This window comes from Raineyella sp., from assembly GCF_034933565.1.
In the GTDB taxonomy this organism is placed as follows: Bacteria; Actinomycetota; Actinomycetes; order Propionibacteriales; family Propionibacteriaceae; genus Raineyella.
Genome location: NZ_JAYFNG010000002.1, coordinates 155,420 through 173,790, shown reverse-complemented (window position 1 = coordinate 173,790; position 18,371 = coordinate 155,420). Strand labels below are relative to the sequence as shown.

Annotated in this window: 15 protein-coding genes; 8 read left to right on the top strand and 7 right to left on the bottom strand. The window is 71.6% G+C overall.

The window, feature by feature from the left end; translation table 11 throughout:
* Positions 1 to 2: 2 nt before the first annotated feature.
* The 5 genes from VB059_RS00800 to VB059_RS00780 all read left to right on the top strand — a co-directional run bounded on the left by VB059_RS00800 (position 3) and on the right by VB059_RS00780 (position 3,846).
* Positions 3 to 722: a hypothetical protein gene (locus tag VB059_RS00800; RefSeq protein ID WP_323420177.1), complete on the top strand. Its 720-nt coding sequence runs from the start codon at positions 3 to 5 to the stop codon at positions 720 to 722.
* A gap of 84 nt (positions 723 to 806) precedes the next feature.
* Complete coding sequence (locus tag VB059_RS00795; protein WP_323420107.1) at positions 807 to 1,493, top strand: GntR family transcriptional regulator; 687 nt, start codon at positions 807 to 809, stop codon at positions 1,491 to 1,493.
* A gap of 108 nt (positions 1,494 to 1,601) precedes the next feature.
* On the top strand, positions 1,602 to 2,837 hold the full coding sequence (locus VB059_RS00790) for an FAD/NAD(P)-binding oxidoreductase (RefSeq protein WP_323420106.1): 1,236 nt from the start codon (positions 1,602 to 1,604) through the stop codon (positions 2,835 to 2,837).
* A 1-nt stretch (position 2,838) separates the two neighbouring features.
* Positions 2,839 to 3,153, top strand: a complete 315-nt coding sequence (locus tag VB059_RS00785; protein ID WP_323420105.1) for a TusE/DsrC/DsvC family sulfur relay protein — start codon at positions 2,839 to 2,841, stop codon at positions 3,151 to 3,153.
* A 30-nt stretch (positions 3,154 to 3,183) separates the two neighbouring features.
* The gene (locus VB059_RS00780) at positions 3,184 to 3,846 is read left to right on the top strand and encodes a DsrE/DsrF/DrsH-like family protein (RefSeq protein ID WP_323420104.1); all 663 of its coding nucleotides are present in this window, start codon (positions 3,184 to 3,186) and stop codon (positions 3,844 to 3,846) included.
* A gap of 201 nt (positions 3,847 to 4,047) precedes the next feature.
* Here the strand turns inward: VB059_RS00780 and VB059_RS00775 are convergent, their stop codons facing one another.
* Complete coding sequence (locus VB059_RS00775; protein WP_323420103.1) at positions 4,048 to 5,448, bottom strand: class II fumarate hydratase; 1,401 nt, start codon at positions 5,446 to 5,448, stop codon at positions 4,048 to 4,050.
* A gap of 199 nt (positions 5,449 to 5,647) precedes the next feature.
* Between VB059_RS00775 and VB059_RS00770 the strand changes: the two genes are divergently transcribed.
* Positions 5,648 to 6,445, top strand: a complete 798-nt coding sequence (locus VB059_RS00770; protein ID WP_323420102.1) for a universal stress protein — start codon at positions 5,648 to 5,650, stop codon at positions 6,443 to 6,445.
* 21 nt (positions 6,446 to 6,466) lie between these two features.
* Here VB059_RS00770 and VB059_RS00765 read toward each other — a convergent pair whose 3' ends face one another.
* Complete coding sequence (locus VB059_RS00765) at positions 6,467 to 7,642, bottom strand: pyridoxal phosphate-dependent aminotransferase (RefSeq protein WP_323420101.1); 1,176 nt, start codon at positions 7,640 to 7,642, stop codon at positions 6,467 to 6,469.
* Positions 7,643 to 7,737: 95 nt separating this feature from the next.
* Here VB059_RS00765 and VB059_RS00760 point away from each other — a divergent pair, with 95 nt between their 5' ends.
* Both VB059_RS00760 and VB059_RS00755 read left to right on the top strand, forming a co-directional pair.
* The gene (locus VB059_RS00760) at positions 7,738 to 8,994 is read left to right on the top strand and encodes a hypothetical protein (protein ID WP_323420100.1); all 1,257 of its coding nucleotides are present in this window, start codon (positions 7,738 to 7,740) and stop codon (positions 8,992 to 8,994) included.
* Positions 8,995 to 9,265: 271 nt separating this feature from the next.
* Positions 9,266 to 10,198 carry a DUF5134 domain-containing protein gene (locus VB059_RS00755; protein ID WP_323420099.1) on the top strand — a complete coding sequence of 311 codons (933 nt, stop codon included), beginning with the start codon at positions 9,266 to 9,268 and terminating at the stop codon, positions 10,196 to 10,198.
* A gap of 155 nt (positions 10,199 to 10,353) precedes the next feature.
* Here VB059_RS00755 and gap read toward each other — a convergent pair whose 3' ends face one another.
* The 5 genes from gap to VB059_RS00730 all read right to left on the bottom strand — a co-directional run bounded on the left by gap (position 10,354) and on the right by VB059_RS00730 (position 18,371).
* On the bottom strand, positions 10,354 to 11,358 hold the full coding sequence (gap, locus tag VB059_RS00750) for a type I glyceraldehyde-3-phosphate dehydrogenase (protein ID WP_323420098.1): 1,005 nt from the start codon (positions 11,356 to 11,358) through the stop codon (positions 10,354 to 10,356).
* Positions 11,355 to 11,978, bottom strand: a complete 624-nt coding sequence (locus VB059_RS00745) for a TetR/AcrR family transcriptional regulator (RefSeq protein ID WP_323420097.1) — start codon at positions 11,976 to 11,978, stop codon at positions 11,355 to 11,357. Before VB059_RS00745 ends, gap begins: the two co-directional genes overlap by 4 nt.
* A gap of 223 nt (positions 11,979 to 12,201) precedes the next feature.
* On the bottom strand, positions 12,202 to 13,116 hold the full coding sequence (locus tag VB059_RS00740; RefSeq protein WP_323420096.1) for a 2-dehydropantoate 2-reductase: 915 nt from the start codon (positions 13,114 to 13,116) through the stop codon (positions 12,202 to 12,204).
* A 175-nt stretch (positions 13,117 to 13,291) separates the two neighbouring features.
* Entirely contained in the window at positions 13,292 to 15,220 is a 1,929-nt protein-coding gene (locus tag VB059_RS00735; RefSeq protein ID WP_323420095.1) for a solute carrier family 23 protein, read from the bottom strand.
* Positions 15,221 to 15,347: 127 nt separating this feature from the next.
* Positions 15,348 to 18,371 (bottom strand): SMC family ATPase, encoded by a 3,024-nt coding sequence (locus VB059_RS00730; protein WP_323420094.1) that lies wholly within the window; start codon positions 18,369 to 18,371, stop codon positions 15,348 to 15,350.

Below are 18,371 nucleotides of genomic sequence, written 5' to 3'. Positions count from 1 at the left end.
TCGTGCTGCGGGCCAACCGGTCACGGCTCGACTACGCGGCGATCCGCGACTGCCTCGACACCAGCGGGGACGCCGACCCGGTGACCAACGCCCTGGCGAAGCTCAACGCGCCGACCGAGGACGGGGTCCGACGGCGGGAGCAGCTCGAGGCGGCCCTGCAACTGAAGGAACACGAGTGGAACGCCGAGGGAGTGGAGAAGAACCACCGCTACGTCTCTTCGGCGGTGCTGCCCGACCCCACGCTGGCCGACGAGGTCTGGGAGCGCGACGTCGAGCTCTACCACCAGCCGACCACCCGGCCCGGCGCCAAGCTGCCGCATGCCTGGCTGGTCGACCATCGCGGGCGGCGCCGCTCCACCCTCGACGTGGTCGGCAAGGGGTGCTTCACCCTGGTCACCGGCCAGGCCGGGGTGGCCTGGCGCACGGCGGGCGAGCGGCTCGGCCTGGACTTCCTCGACGTGGTGCTGATCGGCACCGATGCGGACGCCCAGGACCCCTACCACGACTGGTACCGCCGCCGCGAGATCCACGAGGCCGGTGCCCTGCTGGTCCGCCCCGACGCGGTCGTCGCCTGGCGCTGCCCCACGGCGGTCCGGGACGCCGACGAGGCCCGTACGCTCCTCGTGGGTGCGCTGGACGCGGTGCTGGACCGGACAGGTGGATCGGTCGGCGCCGACGCGACGCCCCCGGCCGACGTGCCGGTCGGGCTCGGGCCGCGATGACCGAGGTACGGGGCGATGACCGCGGTGCGGGGCGGAGTCGGTGTTCTCCGTCCGGCACTCCGGGCCCCTCGGTAGACTCGCCGCATGTTCTCCCCCGCCGGCCGATCCGCCATGGTCGGTGGCCGATTGGCCCGCCGGGTGTACGAGCAGCTCAAGCAGGACCTGCTGGCCGGGCGCTACCCGGCAGGTGAGCCGATCACCGTCGTCGACCTCCGCGAGGAGTACCAGGTCAGCAAGCAGCCGGTGATGGAGGCGCTGCACATGCTCGCCGCGGACCGACTCGTACAGATCCAGCCCCAGGTCGGGGTGCGAGTGAGCCGTTACACCCTCGAGGAGGTGGAGGCCTTCTTCTGGATGTTCTCCCGCACCGAGGGCGGAATGGCGCACCGGGCCGCCCTCCGCCGGACCGACGCGCAGCTCGCCGAGCTGGCCGGCCTCTGCGACACCCTGGAGGCCCTCGAGTCGCGCGCTGCGGCCGGCGGGACCGGACAGGCCGGGAGTGGGCCGGCGTACGTCCGGGGCAACCGCAGCATCCACACCCTCATCCACCGGATGGCGGACTCCCCACTGGCCGCCGACATCAGCCACGACCTGTGGGACCTGAGTGACTTCCTCATCGCCACCCACGGGGGTGGGTTCACCGGCAGCCTGGTCGAGCGCAACCGCGGCCATCGCGAGGTGTACGAGGGGATCCGCGACCGTGACCCGGAGCGGGCCGAGCAGGCCATGACGCAGCACATCCTCGACTCGCCCCTGGCGTCACATCCCTGACCCGCCTCGCCTCTGGCGCCGTCGCGCCACAGCCGCGAGTGAGCCGGATCACAGGGCAAGGCTACGTAACAGGTAGTACTTGTATACCCGTATGGGTATCCTCGACTCATGAGACGGCTCCTCATCCTCGGTGCCGGTACCGCCGGCACCATGCTCGCCAACCACCTCCGCGACGAGCTCACCCAGGACTGGGCGATCACCGTGGTGGACAAGGACAATGACCACCACTACCAACCCGGCTACCTCTTCATCCCGTTCGGCACCTCGACGCCGGAGCGGATCACCAAGCCGCGGACCCACTTCATCCCGCCGGGCGTGGACTTCGTCCAGGCGGGCATCCGCCGGGTCCGCGCCGACGACAACGAGGTCGACCTCGAGGACGGCCGGACCCTGCCGTACGACTGGCTCCTGATCGCCACCGGCACCCAGCCCCGTCCCGACCTGACCCCGGGCATGGCCGACGGCTCCCTCTGGTACAAGAAGATCTTCGACTTCTACACCCTCGAGGGCTCCACCCGGCTGCACGACGCCCTCGAGGCGTTCCAGGGCGGCAAGGTGCTGGTGCAGCTGACCGACATGCCGATCAAGTGCCCGGTCGCGCCGCTGGAGTTCGTCTTCCTGGTGGAGGACTACTTCCGCAAGCGACACATGCGTCACAAGGTCGACATCACCTACGTCACGCCGCTGGACGGGGCGTTCACCAAGCCGGTCGCCTCGCGTCACCTCGGTGACCTGCTGCAGGAGCGCTCGATCCGGCTCGCCGCGGACTTCGCCCTGGAGCGGATCGACAACGACCGCCAGGTGCTGGTCTCGTACGACGGCCGGGAGCTGCCGTTCGACCTGCTGGTGACCATCCCGCTGCACACCGGCCAGCAGTACGTGTTCGACTCGGGGCTGGGCGACGAGAGCGGCTTCATCCCGGTGGACAAGCACACGCTGCGGTCCACGGCGCACGACAACATCTTCGTGCTGGGCGACGCGAGCAACATCCCGACCTCGAAGGCCGGCGCGGTGGCCCACTTCTCCGTCGAGACGTTCATCCCGAACTTCCTCGCCGTGATCGACGGCCGGCCGATGCCGAACAAGTTCGACGGCCACGCCAACTGCTTCGTCGAGTCCGGCCGCGGCCAGGCGCTGCTGCTCGACTTCAACTACGACACCCAGCCGCTGACCGGCACCTACCCGCTGGCGGGCGTCGGGCCGCTGAAGCTGCTCGGCCGTTCCCGCATGAACCATCTGGGCAAGCTCGCCTTCGAGCAGATCTACTGGCGACTGCTGCTGCCCGGACACAAACTGCCCGTCCCGACACTGATGTCGATGGCCGGCAAGCACGAGGAGGACTGACGTGCCCACCAACACCCTCAACGACCGTACGTTCCAGGTGAACGACGAGGGCTTCCTCACCAACCGTGACGAGTGGAGCGAGGAACTGGGCGCCGACCTGGCCGCCCTGATCGGCATCGAGATGGACGAGGAGCACTGGGCCCCGATCCGCTTCATGCGCGAGGACTCCGCGAAGAACGGGCCGACCCCGACCCTGCGGCGCATGCAGACCGTCGGCGGCTTCGACATCAAGGAGCTGTACCGCCTCTACCCCGGCAAGCCGGCCAAGAAGATGGCCTGGATCGCGGGCCTGCCCAAGCCCGTCGGCTGCGTCTAGTCGGCATCACCGACGCGTCAGGAGAACAACATGACCACCACCACGGAGGCACGTACGATGCCCGCCCCGATCGCCGACGGGTTCATCATGCCGGACTTCGGCCCTCGCCAGGGCGCGCCCGCCGGCACCGGTCCGACGGGGGCCGCCGCACCCGCCGAAGCGTACGCGGGCAGCGTCCCGGCCCATGCCGGGCCGCGCAAGATCGCCTTCATCTGTTCCAAGGGCAACCTCGACATGGCCTATCCCGCGCTGATCATGGGCAACGCCGCCCTCAGCGAGGGTGCCGAGGTGCACATCTTCTTCACCTTCTGGGGTCTCGACATGATCAACCAGAAGACCAACCAGAACCTGAAGTTCACCATTTCGGGCAACACCGCCATGCACATGCCGGCGCTGGGCAACATCCGGCCCGGGCTCGAGCACTTCTCGGTGCCCCAGCAGATGGGCGGCCTGCCGGGGATGGGTGCCTTCGCCACCCGCTATTTCAAGAAGGAGATGGCTGACCTCGACATCCCCGACGTCCCGGAGTTCCTCGACCTGATGGCGGCCCAGGGCGCCCACATGTACGCCTGCCGGCTGACCTTCGACATGATGAAGCTCCTCGAGGCCGACCTGCACCCGGCCGTCGAGGGCGTCATCTCGGCCGCCGACTTCATCGTGATCAGCGAGGGGGCGCAGGTCATCTTCGTCTGAGCCCCACCATTCCCGCGGACGCTCCCGTGCTCCCGCGGATACCGCGGTGTCCGCAAGAACCGCATAGCGTCCGCGGGAACACGAGGTCCGCGGGAACACGAGAGGGTCTCCCGATGCCGCGCCGAGCCTCGGGCGAGCGCCTCACGCCGAGGCCAACCGCCGCCGACCAGCGACCTCAGACCGCGCCCGACGTACCGGAGATCACTCCGGGCGGACCGTCATCGCCAGCACGTCCAGCGCCGCGTCGAGCTGCTCCACCGTGAGCATCCCCTGCTCGACGAAGCCCTGCTCGAGCACCACCTGGCGGATCGTCTTGTTCTCCTTCAGCGAGGTCTTCGCCACCTTGGCCGCGTTCTCGTAGCCGATGTAGCGGTTCAGCGGGGTGACGATCGAGGCGGACGACTCGGCGTACGTACGACACCGGTCGACGTCGGCGACGATCCCGGCGACCGTACGATCCGCGAACAGCCACGAGACGTTGGACAGCAGCCGGATCGACTGGAGCAGGTTGTTGCCCATCATCGGGATCATCACGTTCAGCTCGAAGATGCCGGTCGTGCCGGCGAAGGCCACCGCGGCGTCGTTGCCGATCACCTGGCCGCCGACCTGGATCATCGCCTCACAGAGCACCGGGTTGACCTTGCCGGGCATGATCGAGGAGCCGGGCTGCAGGTCGGGCAGGTGGATCTCGGCGAGACCGGCGCGCGGGCCGGAGCCCATCCAGCGGATGTCATTGGCGACCTTGACCAGGGACACCGCGATGGTGCGCAGGATCCCGGAGGCCTCGACCAGGCCGTCGCGCGCGGACTGCGCCTCGAAGTGGTTGCGGGCCTCGTGCAGCGGCAGGTCGGTCTCCCGGGCCAGTTCGGCGATCACCTTCGGCGCGAAACCGGGGCGGGTGTTGATCCCGGTGCCGACCGCGGTGCCGCCGAGCGGCAGCTCGGCCACCCGGTCGAGGCAGGCCCAGATCCGTTCGATGCCCATGTTGACCTGGGCGGCGTAGCCGCCGAACTCCTGGCCGAGCGTCACCGGGGTGGCGTCCATCAGGTGCGTACGCCCCGACTTCACCACGGTGGCGAACTCCTCCGCCTTCACCGACAGCACCTGGGCCAGGTGCTGCAGCGCCGGATACAGCTGGTGCTTCAGCGCCCAGGCGACGGCCACGTGCACCGCCGACGGGAAGACGTCGTTGGACGACTGCGAGGCGTTGACGTGGTCGTTGGGGTGCACCGTACGCCCCAGCCGCCGCGACGCCAGGGTCGCCAGCACCTCGTTGGTGTTCATGTTCGAGGACGTGCCCGACCCGGTCTGGAACACGTCGACCGGGAACTCGCCGAGGTGCTCCCCGACGATGATCTCGTCGGCGGCGTCGCGGATGGCCAGGGCGATGTCGGGGTCCAGCACCCCCAGCGACCGGTTGGCGCCGGCCGCCGCCTTCTTGACCCGGGCCAGCGCGACGATCAGCGCGGGCTCGAGGGTGGTGCCCGAGATCGGGAAGTTCTCGACCGCGCGCTGGGTCTGGGCCTGGTAGAGCGCCCGGGCGGGCACCTTCACCTCGCCCATGGTGTCGTGTTCGATGCGGTAGTCATCGGTGTCACTCATGACACCAGTCTGTCCCTCCGGTCCCATCGGGGGCACCCCTGCATGTCCGTACGTCCCGGCGCGGCACCCCGGGCAGCGACCCGGAGCGGCAGCTCGGGCGGCACCCCGGGGGCGACCCGGACGTGCCCCGCCCGGGGTGCCGCGGCACCACACCCCGTACGTCCCGCCCCGCAACGGTCCGCCACCTAGACTGGGCCCCATGTCCGAGGGCACCGCCGCAATCCGTCCCGTCGTCGTGGGCTACGACTCCTCCCCGATGGCCTGCCGGGCGGTGACCTGGGCCGCCGGCACCGCCGAACGGCTGGGCCTGCCGCTGCGGGTGGTGTCCGCCCGGGAGAACGACGCGCAACCGATCCGCAGCACCGAGGCGATCGACCGCGTCCACGAGAACCACCCCGGCCTCGAGGTGACCGGCGAGGACCCGATCGGGACGGGCGCCGGCGTGATGGTGCGGGCCGGGGACGACGCGGCGATGCTCGTGATGGGCAACCGCGGCCGGGGCCGGATCACCTCCGCGCTGCTCGGCACCGTCTCGATGACCACCGCCCAGCACGCCGCCTGCCCGGTCGTCATCGTGCACGGCGACGACGTCACCGACCGGGCCCCGCGCTCGATCGTCGTCGGGGCCGACGGGTCGACGTCGAGCACCGCCGCCCTGGACCTCGCGCTCAGCCTGGTCGCCGACGGCGGCACGATCACACTGCTGCTGTGCTGGTCGACGATGCCCCGCGACTCGACCGACCCGGTCCCCGCCGTGGCGCACTCGATGCTGGAGCAGACCCTGGCGGGCCGTACGAAGCCGGGCGTCACCCTCGATCTGCAGGCGCGCCCCGGCCACCCCCGCGACGTGCTGGTGAGGGCCAGCGAGGACGCCGACCTGATGGTCGTCGGCCGCCGCGGCCAGGAGGGGTTCAAGGGTCTCAAGCTCGGCAGCGTGGCCCAGCACGCGCTGTACGGCGCGAAGTGCCCGGTCGCGGTGGTCACCGCGGCGCACTGACCCGGCCCGAGGGCCGACCGGCTAGCCGCGCAGACCGGCCTGGAAGATCCGGATCCGTGCCAGCGCCTCGGTGACCGCCGCGGCGCCGGCGGACAGCGACAGCCGGATGGTCCGGTCGCCGTACGCGGCATCGAAGTCGAGGCCGGGCGTCACCGCCACGTGCTGCTGCTCGAGCAGCGCCGCGCACCATTCCCGGGAGGTGGCGTACGGCCCGAGCACCGGGCTGATGTCGGCGTAGATGTAGAACGCGCCGTCGGGGGGCGCCACGGTGCCCCAGCCCAGGTCGGCGTCGAGCACCACCGTCCGCGCGGCGGCGACGTCGGCGACGGCCTGCTCGGCCTCGGCGTACGCGGCGGGGGTGAACGCCGCGACGGCCGCCCACTGCGCCGGCGCCGGCGCGCACAGGAACAGGTTGCCGGTGAGCCGGTCGACCGGGTCGACCAGGTCCTCGGGCAGCAACATCCAGCCGAGCCGCCAGCCGGTCATCGACCAGTACTTGGAGAACGACGAGATGACCACCGCGGACGGGTCGTACGTCCATGCGCACTCGCCGCGGCTGCCGGTGAAGCTGATCCCGTGGTAGATCTCGTCGCTGATCAGCCGGACGTCGTGCTCCCGGCACCAGGCGGCGAGGGCGGCCATCCGCTCGGCGTCGAGCATCGTCCCGGTCGGGTTGGCCGGGGAGGCGAGCACCACGCCGGCCAGCGGAGCCTGCGCGTGGGCCGCCTCGAGCAGCTCCGGGGTGGGCTGGAACCGCTCGGCGGGGCCGCACTCCAGCTCGACCACCTCGCAGCCGAGGGCCCGCAGGTCGTTGGTGTAGGCCGGGTAGGTCGGCCGACCGACCGCCACCCGGTCGCCGACGTCGAAGCACGCCAGGAAGGCCAACAGGAACGCCCCCGACGACCCGACGGTGATGCACACCCGGTCCGGGTCGACGTCGAGGCCGTACCAGTCGGCGTAGTGGCGGGCGATCGCGGCGCGCAGCGGCGCGATGCCGAACCCGGTGGTGTAACCCAGGTCGGTGCCGTCGAGCGCCACCCGGGCCAGCTCCTCCCGTACCGGGCGGGGCGCTCCCTGGAAGGGTTCCCCGACGCTCAGCAGCAGAACCTCCTGACCCGCCGCCTGCATCGTGGCAACCTTCTGTTGGATGGTCATCACCTCGAAAGCGTGGATGTCCGAGCGCCGGGAGATCTTCATGCAGCGACCCTAGCCCCGGCGACCCCGGACCCGGCTCGACCCCGGACCCGGCTTGACCCAGACTCCGGCGACCCAGACCCAGGAGGTGTGTGAGGATGCCGATCGACGAGCTGCTGTCGACGGTCGAGACCGCCGTCCGGGCGCTCTCGGGTCGGCTGCTGCTCCGGCCGAGCGACGCCCATCCCGCGCTGCTGGCGATCGCCGACGCGCTCGGGTCGCCGCCGTACGAGGTGCACGGGCCGCAGACGCGGTTCCGCTGGCAGCTCGACGGGGTGATGGTCGAGGTGGGGGTCGACCGGTTCTTCGACGAGTGGGAGGTCGGCTACCGGGCGTTCCCGTACGAACCGGACGTCAGCCGGCGCGAGCAGGAGGCGTTCGCCTCGGCCACGCCTGACCTGGCGCCGCCGTACCTGTGGTCGATCGCCCCGGTCGAGGGACCCGCCCGGTCGTGGCGCCCCGGCCCGTTCCTGCTGCCGCAGTGGAGCGACGTGGCGACCGAGCTCGGCTTCCTGCTCGCCCTGTTGCCCACGGACCTGGCCATCATCCCGCCCGCCTGGTTCGACGAACCGGTCGTCCTCGGCAGCACCCTGCACGGGCGGGCGCTCAGCGTCCGCGTCGAACCGGATCGGCTGACGATGACCGTCGAGGGCATGGAGGTCACCCTGGACGCCGACCAGGCCCGGCGCGCCGGCAAGGTGATCGGCCGGATCTGGGCCACCACGTACGAGGACCACGCCCCCGGCGACCTGACCATCGGCGTCGTCCCGACCACCCCGCCGTTCCTGCTGCTGCCGACCCCGGGAGGCGAGGCGGTGACCGGCCCGGACGGCCGGCCCGTCGCCGAGGCGGCGTTGGAACCGGCCACCGTGATCGACCTGCTGCCGTTCACCACCCCGGTCCCGCAGCGCGAGCAGCCGGCCCGCCCGGGTGGGACGTACGTCGCCGCGTACGCCTCGCCCCAGGAGGCCGCCGGGCTGATCGACGAGGTGATCCGTACCGGCATCGCGGCGTTCATCGAGCACCACGAACTGGTCGCGGCCGCCAACCGCTACGGCATCCCCGAGCTGCGGGCCGGTCCCGGCTGGCGGGTGCGGGTGCGCGGCGGGACGATCGATCTGACGGTGCTGGACGCCTGGCGGGCGCCGGCGGCGATCCGGGACTACACCCGTGACCTGCTCGGCCTGTTGGACGAGGCGTACGGCGAGCCGTGGGGCTGTGCCTGCGACTCCCGCGGGCGGCTCAACCGGATCTGGCGGATCGACGATCTGGCCGTGCGGGCCGGGTCCGCCGGGACCGCTGTGGTGATCGAGGTGACCCGTTTCGACGACCTGATGCTCTACCACTTCGGTTGACGGCCACGTCGGTCGGCCGAAGTGCCGCCACGGCGCTGACCGTCGCCGCCACCCCGTCGGCCGGCGGCGACATCGGTCGACGGCGACGTCGTCCGACCCGCCGGGATCCGGCCGGACGTTCCATTTCCGCGACTCACCGGGGGTATCGCCCCGTCCCGGGGCGCCTACTGTGAGTTCCGGAGCGTCGTCCCAGCGTTGCCGTGTCTCCTCACACGACTCGACCCGATGACACCTGTTCATCCCGTCAGTCGTCTCCTCGAGGAGGACCGTCATGTTCACGCTCGCCGACACACCGGTGAAATTCGTCTCGCTGTTGATCCTGTTCCTGTTCTGCACCGCATGGTCGATCTACGAACTCACCCGACCCCAGGACCGTACGCAGCGCGTCTCCAACTCGCTGCACCTGGTGATGTCGCTGGTGATGCTGGTGATGGTGCCGACCGTGACGTGGCGCCCGTTCGTGCACCTGGTCGGCGGCCCGGTGCTGATCGCGGTCTTCGTGCTGTCGGTGGCGTGGTTCGTCGGCCTGGCCGTCGTCCGCCGGGAGGCCCGTGGTCACTACCTCGGCCACGCCGCGATGTTCGGCGCGATGGCCTGGCACCTGACCGGCATGGTGATCAAGATGCCGCTGATGAGCGCGACCATGCAGCACGGCAGCTCCGGCACGGCCGGCTCGGGCTCGATGGGCGGGATGCCCGGCATGGGCGCCACGCCCGGGGCGGGCGGCATGTCCGGCATGGGTGGGATGAGCGGCAACGCCGGCATGAGCCCGATGGCCGCGGCCTCGCAGCCCGGCGGCTCGGTGTGGTTCGTCGCCCTGGTCGGCATCCCGTTCATGCTCTACCTGCTGATCGCCGCTATCCGCGACCTGGTCACGGCCGTACGTCCCGCCCCGGCGGAGAACGATCTCACCGCAGGGGACCGGGCAGGCCATCTCGGCGGGCATGACCACTCCGCGGCGGTCGGTGCCGGCACCGCTCCGTCCGCCGACAGCGTCCCGGCCGCCACCGGTGCCGAGCACACCACGACGCGCACCGTCGAGCAGACCCAGGAGTCGGTCGTCTGTCACGAGGTGCGCCCGGCCGGATCGAGCACGTTCCGGCTCGCCGCCCTGGCCGGCTTTGCGATGAACTTCGGCATGTTCTGGATGTCGACCGGCCTGATGACGCCGATCCTGCCCTGGATGAAGCTGCTGTCCTTCTGAACCCGGGGAAACCATCACCCCGCCGGCCGGTCCGGGCGGCGGGGTGATGGCCACCGACCCGCGCAGCATGCTGATGGGCGGGTCGGCGCCGGATCGGTGGCGGGTGGGCCGGCGGTGAGTGGGCGGGTCAGCCGGCAACCGGGGCGGCGGGTGGCTCAGAGGGCCTGCCCGATCCGCTCGGAGAACTCGACCAGCCGGTTGGAGAAGCCCCACTCGTTGTCGTACCAGCCGAGCACCTTGGCCTGGCGGCCGACGACCTCGGTCAGCGGCGCGACGAAGATCGAGGAGTGCGGGTTGCCGACGATGTCGTGCGACACCAGCGGCGCCTCGGAGTACTGCAGGACGTGGGACAGCGGGCCGTCCGCCGCGGCCTCCCGGAAGGCGGCGTTGATCTCGTCGACGCCGGCCTCCCGCTTCAGGACGACGGTCAGGTCGGTGATCGAGCCGACCGGCACCGGCACACGCAGGGCGAAGCCGGTCAGCAACCCGTCGAGCTCCGGGATGACCTTGCCGATCGCCCTGGCGGCGCCCGAGGAGGTCGGGACGGTGGACACGGCCGCGGCCCGGGCCCTTCGCAGGTCCTTGTGCGGCGCGTCGAGCAGGCGCTGGTCGCCGGTGTAGGCGTGCACGGTGGTCATCAGCCCGCTCTCGACACCGAAGGTGTCGTTGAGCACCTTGGCCAGCGGCGCCAGCGAGTTGGTCGTGCAGGAACCGTTGGAGAAGACGTCGCTGGCGGCCGGGTCGAGGGCGTCATCGTTCACGCCCAGGACGAACATCGGGACGTCGCCCTTGGCCGGGGCGGAGATGATGACCTTGCGGGCACCACCCTCCAGGTGGGCCAGCGCCTTGCCACCGTCGGTGAACCGGCCGGTGGACTCGATCACCACGTCGGCGCCGACGTCACCCCACGGGATGCCCGCCGGGTTGGCCTCGGAGAAGACGCGGACGAGACGGTCGCCGACCTGCAGGTCGCCGCCGTGGGCGGAGACGCCGTCGAGGTGGCCGCTGACGGAGTCCCATTCGAGCAGGGTGGCGAGGGTGGCGGCGTCGGTGAGGTCGTTGACGGCGACCACCTCGACGTCTGCGCTGTTGGCCAGGGCGGCGCGCAGGTAGGTGCGCCCGATCCGGCCGAATCCGTTGATACCGATGCGTACGGTCATGCCCGTACCTTTCTGTGGGATGGGGTGGAGGTCGATACCGCAGGGATGGGTGCTGCACCGGGTGCTGCGGCGCGGAGCAGGTCGACCGCGCCGGCGACGGCCTGGTCGTACGGGGCCCGGTCCTGCCGGGCGATGGCGAGGACGTAGCCACCCTGGATGGTGGCCTGCAGCAGGGAGGCGATCCGGTCGGGATCGGTGTCGGCCGGCAGTTCCCCGGCGTCGACCGCCTCACGGATGACGGTGACCAGGATGCGGTGCACCGTGTCGAAGGCGTCCGCCACGGGGGCCAGCAGCCCGGGGTCCGACGCGACCAGCGGGTCCTGCGTCATCCGGCCGACCTTGCAGCCCTTGAGCGCCTCCCGCGGTCGGGTCATGTGCTCGGCGAGCTTCTCCAGCGGGTCGCCGGGGGCACTGAGCGGATCCGCGGTGCCGGGCAACGACTCCTGACAGTTGCGCTCCAACGCAGCCAGGGCGAGGTCCCGCTTGCTCGGGAAATGGTGGTACATGCTGCCCTGGCCGACGCCGGAGCGGGCGCGGACGTCACGAGGACTCGTGGCGGCATAGCCGCGCTCCCACATCAGGTCACTCATCGCGACGATGAGTCGCTCCCGCGAATCCATGTGTCCACTGTACATACCTCTAGGTACAGAATCTCCAGGTACAGACCCTCTGGGTACAGCGCGCAGGCCCGGAGATGCCGGAGCGGCGAGGGGCCGGTCCGCGTCGGACCCGCTCCGGTCCGTGGCAGGCCTGAGTCGGGCCCGTGGCAGGCCTGAGTCCGGTCCGTGGCAGGCCTGAGTCCGGTCCGTGTCAGGCCTGTGGCAAGCCTGGGGCGGATCCGCTTCAGGCCCGGGCGGCCTGCTCCCGCAGCGACAGCACGGCGTACATCAGGGCGTGGCGCGGCGTGGGCACCCTGAGCTGGCGCCCGATCCGGACCACGGCGCCGACCTGACCGTCCAGCTCGGAGGGCCGGTCCGCCAGCAGGTCGCGCTGCAGCGAGGCGGTCGCGTCGGTCGGCTGCTGGTCGATGAAGGCGAGCGTACGGGCCACCGCATCGGGCGGCAGGGCCACACCGCGGGCCCGGCCCAGGGCCTCGACCTCGGCGATGCAGGCGGCGAGCTCGTCACGCAGCGCGGTGCGCAGCACGCCCAACGGCTGCCCGCTGAGGGCACCGAGGGCGCCGGTGGGGATGATGAACATCGCCTTGGCCCACAGGTCCACCCAGATGTCCGCCGGCTCGGGGGCCTCGATCCCCACCGCCTGGAAGGCGGCGCGAGTGGCCTCGACCAGCGGGGTCTCGACGTTGTCCCAGCCGGCGAAGGTGATCGAGCCGGGACCGCCGTGGTGGCTGATCCGGCCGGGTTCGTCGAGCTGGGTGAAGATCCGCACCACCCCGGGCGCGACGTGCTCGCGGCCGACCGTGGCGGCGACGAGGTCGGGAGCGTCGACACCGTTCTGCATGGTGATGACCAGCGTCTGTGGCCCGACCAGCGGTGGCAACTGGTGGGCAATGTCGGGCAGCTGGCCGGCCTTGACAGCGACCAGCACCACGTCGACGTGGCCGATGGTCCGGGCGTCGTCGGTCGCCTGCACCCGGTCGACCCGGGCACTGAATCCGCCGGTGATGCTCAGTCCGGTGCTGAGCAGGGCGCTCAACGTACGCCCCCGCACCACGAAGTGGACCTCGTGCCCGCCGGCCGCGAGCAGCCCCCCGAAGAACCCGCCGAGGCCGCCGGCCCCGATCACTGCGAATCGCACTGTTCCTCCTCCTGTGGTCGTCCGACCGGCCCCTCCGGCCATCTCGTCCGATTGTCCCGTCCGGTTGTCCTCTGTGGCCGTCCGGCCGGTTGTCCGATCAAGTGATTCTGCCGGATCGTCCGATTGTGTCGTCTGTCCGGGTCGCCCGCCCGGGCCGCCCGCCCGCGTCGCCCGGTCAGTTGAGTTGTTCGAACTTCCGCGCCCAGGCCGACCGGATCGGGTTGGCGTCCGCCACCAGGGCATCGAACCGGGCGTCGGCGATGTGGCCGATCTCGGTGATGGCGGTGACGAGTTCACGGGTCGGGGAGCTGGCCACCCGGTGCCAGCCGTCACCGACGAGCTGGTCACGGCTGGCCAGGTTGGCCAGGCAGACCACCCAGGGCATGCCGTGGCGCTCCCGGAAGGCCTGGCTGAGGGCGGCGATCTCCTGACGGTCCCGGTCGTCGAGGCGGTCGACGGCCAGCGATCCGGTCTCCTGCAGGGCCCGGACGTCCGCGGTGGCCTCCTCGGGGTCGGTGAGGACGAGCTCGGCGATGTCGTGGTAGCTGTCGATCAGCGCCCGCTGCTCCTCGGCGGAGGCGGACAGCACGACCTGCTGGAAGGCCTCGCGCAGCTCCTCGGTACTCTCGAACGGGCGGTCCTCCCAGGCGCGGGCGACCGGCCAGGTGACCGGGAACAGCCCGCCGAACGCCGCGACGAACTCGTCCTCGGACATCGCGTTCACCTCGTCCAGGCGGACCGGCCTGCCGTGGGCCATCGCCACGTCCGGTCCGGTGCGCCGGCCGACGTGGAAGAACAGCAGGTTGAGGATGATCGCGACGATCGAGCCGAGGGTGACGCCGGAGCCGAAGATGATCTGCAGCCAGGACGGCACCGCCTGCGCGATGGTCGGCTGCAGGGTGACCAGCATCGCCAGGCCGATCGAGGTCGACACGATCACCGCGTTGCGGTTGTCGTGCATGTCGACCTTGCCGAGCGTCTGGATGCCCACGACGGCGACGTTGGCGAACATCGCCAGGGACGCGCCGCCCAGCACCGGCGCCGGGATCGCGGCGACGATCGCGCCGGCCTTCGGCAGCAGGCCGAGGACGATCATGATGACCCCTGCCGCGGTGACGACCCAGCGCGACTTCACCCGGGTGAGCCGGACCAGGCCGACGTTCTGGGCGAAACAGGTGTACGGGAAGGAGTTGAGGACGCCACCCAGGGTGGTCGACAGGCCGTCGGCGCGCAACGCGGCGGCGATGTGCCGCGGGGTGATCCGCTTGCCGACGATCTCACCGGTGGCGAACACGTCGCCGGTGGTCTCGACCGCGGTGATCGCCATCACGATGATCATCGAGATGGCACCGGTGAGGGAGAAGGCGGGCCAGCCGAAGAAGAACGGTGCGGTGATGCCGATCGGGGCGGCGCTCGCCACCCCGGAGAAATCGGCGTGGCCCAGCGTCGCCGCGACGGCGGTGCCGATGACCAGGCCGATGAGCACCGAGATGGTGGCCATGAAGCCCTTGAAGAGCCGTTGCACCAGGACGATCACCGCGAGCGTCCCGAACGCATAGAGCAGGCCGGGACCCATCCTCGCCGGGTCGGTCTGCCCCCAGCGGACCACGTCGCCGGCGGCCACGCCGATCAGGGTGGTGCCCATCACGGTGAGCAGGGTGCCGGTGACCACCGGCGGGAAGTACTTCAGCAGCTTCGCGAAGTAGGGGGCGCCGAAGAAGGTCGCCAGCCCGGCGATGATGATCGACCCGTAGACCGCGGCCAGCCCGTGGGTGCCGCCACCGGAGGCCAGGCCGATGGCGATGATCGGCGACACCGCCGTGAAGGTCACCCCTTGCAGCAGCGGGAGACGGACGCCGATCCGTCGGCCCAGCCCGGCCGACTGGATGATCGATGCGATGCCGCAGGTGAACAGGTCGGCGTTGATCAGGTGGATGGTGTCCTGGGTCGACAGGCCGAGGCCCTGCGAGATGACCAGCGGCACGATGACCGCCCCGGCATAGAAGGCCAGGACGTGCTGGACGCCGAGGATCGTCAGCTTCGGGAGCGGAAGGACGGCGTCGACCGGGTCGACGGGCCGCACGGGGGCTGTCGTGGTTGTCACGGATCGATCCTAGGGAGCGTGCGTCGGACGGTGCCGGTCAGGTCAGGGGCAGGCCTGCCGATCGAGGTCACGCCATGACAGTGAGGCTCAGGCCCTGCCGATCGCGGTCGGGCCGGGACACCCGGAGTCAGGCCGTGACGGTCAGGGTGGAGGAGCCGTCCGGTCGCCGCCGGACGCTGATCCGCTCCGGGATGCGGTCCTTCATGTCCGCGACGTGGCTGATCACCCCGACCGTACGACCGCCTGCCCGCAGCCCGTCGAGGACCGCCATGACGTTCTCCAGGGTCGAGGGGTCGAGCGACCCGAAGCCCTCGTCGATGAAGAGGGTGTCGAGGTCCACCCCGCCGGCTTCGGCCCGGACGATGTCGGCCAGGCCGAGCGCCAGGGACAGCGAGACATAGAACGTCTCACCGCCCGACAGGGTGCCGGGCGAGCGCGGCCGGTCGGTGAGCTGGTCGAGCACCTGCAGGCCCAGGCCGAGCTTGTGGGAGCGCTGCCCCGCCTCGTCGTCGACCCGTTCCAGCAGGTAGCGCCCGTCGGACATCACCTGCAGCCGATCGTTGGCCGCGGCGACGACCTCCTCGAAACGGCGCACCAGCACCCAGGTCGCCAGTTCGGTCCGGATCAGCGACTGGGATCCCGCCTGGGCCAGGTCGGACACCCGCAGCAGCGCCCGGCCGCTGTCGGCCGCCCTGGCGTACGCCGCCATCGCTTCCTCCAGGGCGTTGCGTGCCTCGGCCACATCGGCGGCCAGGGTCGCGGCAGCGTCAGCGGCCGAGGTGGCGCTCCGGGCCGCGGCGTGGGCCTCGTCAGCCGCCGCCCTGCACTCCTCCGACCGGGGATCCTCCTCACCGGTCAGCGCGGACAGTTCGGCGAGTCCGATGTCGACTGCGTCGCGTTCCTTGTCGTACGCCCGCACCCGGCCCTGGGCCTGGGTCTCGGCGGTCCGCTCCAGTCGGGCGGCCCGGGCGGCGGCGGGATCGGCGAAGGGGGAATCGGCCAGGGCGGCGTCGAGGGCGAGGCGGACGTTGTGCTCCTCGGCGCGGGCGCGGACCACGGCCCGCGCCGCATCGGCCCGGTGACGGGCGGCCGTGGCCTGGCTGCGGAGCACGGCGACGCGGTCGGTGACCGACTCCTCCGCACCGCGCAACTCGGCGCACCGGTCGGTGTCCTGTTCGAGCCTGGCGGCATCGTGGGCGAGGTCCTGGTCGGCACGGTCCCAGGCCTGTTCGTCCCGGGTCCACGCGGCCTCCAGCCGTTGGGTGTCGGCCCGGACATCGCGCAACGCCTGTTCCCGGACGGCGATCTCGTCGTGTCGGGCGACGATCTGCCGTTGCCCCTGCTCGGCCTCGCCGAGCGCCGCGGTGGCCGCCGCGACGTCGAGTCCACCGGCCTCGGCGCGCCGGGTGGCGAGCCGCTCCTGCAACGCGGCATGGGCCCTCTGATGAGCAGAGACCGCGGCCACGGCCCGGGTCCGCTCCTCCTCCGCCGCCTCGACGTCCTCGGCCGAGACGTGCGCGGCGTCCTGCTGGGCAGGGGCGGGGTGCGTGGTCGCGCCGCAGACCTGACACGGCTCGCCGTCACGCAGCGCGGCGGCCATCTCCCCGGCCATCCCGGCGAACCGGTCGAGCCGGCGCTGCCGTGCGGTCGCGTCAGCGCGCTCCTGGGCAGCCAGCAGGCGGGCGAACGTCGCCGTCGACTGCTCGACCTCCCCGACAAGCTTCTCGGCGCCGCTCGCCGCCGCCAGAGCAGTACGGGCACGATCGGTCTCCCGCTCCGCTGCCGCGAGATCCCCGGCGTCCGCCCGCAGCGCGGACAGCCGCTGGTCCAGTGCGGCTTCCGCGGCGGGTCGGGCGTCCAGCTCGGCGCGGCGCCGGGTGAGGGCGTCCCGCTGGGTGACCAGTCGGTCGCGGCGGGTCGACAAGCCCTGCCGGCGGGCCGACAGACCGGCCTCGACGCCGACCCAGGGCTCCAGCTCCCCGACCGTCCGGGTGCTGTCGGCGTAGTGGGCGTCCTCGCGGTCGGCCAGCGCGATGAGCTGCTCGTCGGTGCCGGCCCCCGCGGTCAGCGGCAGGCCCTCCGCCTCGCCCGCGGCAAGTGCTGCCGCCAGGGCGGCGGCCGCCTTCTCCGCGGCCGGCACCAGCGGCACCACCGACGCGGCGCCGGCGTGCCGGTCGAGCCGTTCTCGCAGTGCGACGATCTCGGCGGCCCCGGCAGTCAACGAGCGGTCGCGGGCCAGCAGGTCCGTCCGCCGCCGGAGGGCCTCCGCCAGTTTCTCGGCCCGGTCGAGTGCGCGGCGCGCCGACGCCTCGACGAGCTCGGCCCCCTCGGCGACGGCTCCGGTCCGGGCCACCTCGGCGGCCAGCCGGGCCGCATCGGCCTCCAACCGCGGGACGACGGCCTCACGTCCTTCGAGCGCCGTGGTCTCCAGCGTCGCCGTGTCCGCGGTCTCGGCGCCGAGCCGGCTCCCGTAGACGGCCGCGGCCTTCCCGATCGCCGCCCGGTGGCCCTCCAGGGACTTCCGCAGAGCCTTGGCTCCGTCGATCAACCGCCGCTGCACCCGGTCGTACACCTCGGTGCCGAACACCTGCTGCAGCACGGTCCGCCGGTCATCGGGCTTCGAGCGCAGGAACGTGGCGAACTTCCCCTGCGGCAACAGCACGGTCTGGGTGAACTGGTCCTTGGTCAGCCCGGTCAGTGCCGGGATCTCAGCGCCGACCTCCTGGGTCCGGTTGGACACCAGCCGCCCCGCCTCGCCACCGCCGAGCACCTCCTCCAGCTCACCGGGGCTGAGCCGCCACAGCTTCACCTGCTGGTTCTGTGTGGTGGTGCCGGTGCCCCGCTGCTTGGGGCGCTCGTACTTCGGCTGGCGCCAGATCCGGAAGTCCCCCGCCCCGGTGGAGAACACCAGCTCGACGTACGGCTCCACCTCCGCGCCGGCGTGGGCGGAGTGCAGCCGTTCGTCGCTGGCGGCCGAGTCGGCCAGGCCGCCGTAGAGAGCAAAGGTGACCGCATCGAGCAGGGTCGACTTGCCCGAGCCGGTGGGCCCCTCGATCAGGAACAGACCACCCGCGCCCAATGCGTCCAGGTCGATCAGGCACTCGTCGGGGAACGGCCCGATGCCCCGCAGGGCCAGCCGGTGCAGCTGCAT

Bases quoted from the DNA above. Each gene is read 5' to 3' on its own strand.
- VB059_RS00760 (WP_323420100.1), top strand. From the start codon at position 7,738: ATGCCGATCGACGAGCTGCTGTCGACGGTCGAGACCGCCGTCCGGGCG.
- gap (WP_323420098.1), bottom strand. From the start codon at position 11,358: ATGACCGTACGCATCGGTATCAACGGATTCGGCCGGATCGGGCGCACC.
- VB059_RS00770 (WP_323420102.1), top strand. From the start codon at position 5,648: ATGTCCGAGGGCACCGCCGCAATCCGTCCCGTCGTCGTGGGCTACGAC.
- VB059_RS00780 (WP_323420104.1), top strand. From the start codon at position 3,184: ATGACCACCACCACGGAGGCACGTACGATGCCCGCCCCGATCGCCGAC.
- VB059_RS00730 (WP_323420094.1), bottom strand. From the start codon at position 18,371: ATGCAGCTGCACCGGCTGGCCCTGCGGGGCATCGGGCCGTTCCCCGAC.
- VB059_RS00790 (WP_323420106.1), top strand. From the start codon at position 1,602: ATGAGACGGCTCCTCATCCTCGGTGCCGGTACCGCCGGCACCATGCTC.
- VB059_RS00755 (WP_323420099.1), top strand. From the start codon at position 9,266: ATGTTCACGCTCGCCGACACACCGGTGAAATTCGTCTCGCTGTTGATC.
- VB059_RS00765 (WP_323420101.1), bottom strand. From the start codon at position 7,642: ATGAAGATCTCCCGGCGCTCGGACATCCACGCTTTCGAGGTGATGACC.
- VB059_RS00775 (WP_323420103.1), bottom strand. From the start codon at position 5,448: ATGAGTGACACCGATGACTACCGCATCGAACACGACACCATGGGCGAG.
- VB059_RS00795 (WP_323420107.1), top strand. From the start codon at position 807: ATGTTCTCCCCCGCCGGCCGATCCGCCATGGTCGGTGGCCGATTGGCC.
- VB059_RS00745 (WP_323420097.1), bottom strand. From the start codon at position 11,978: ATGGATTCGCGGGAGCGACTCATCGTCGCGATGAGTGACCTGATGTGG.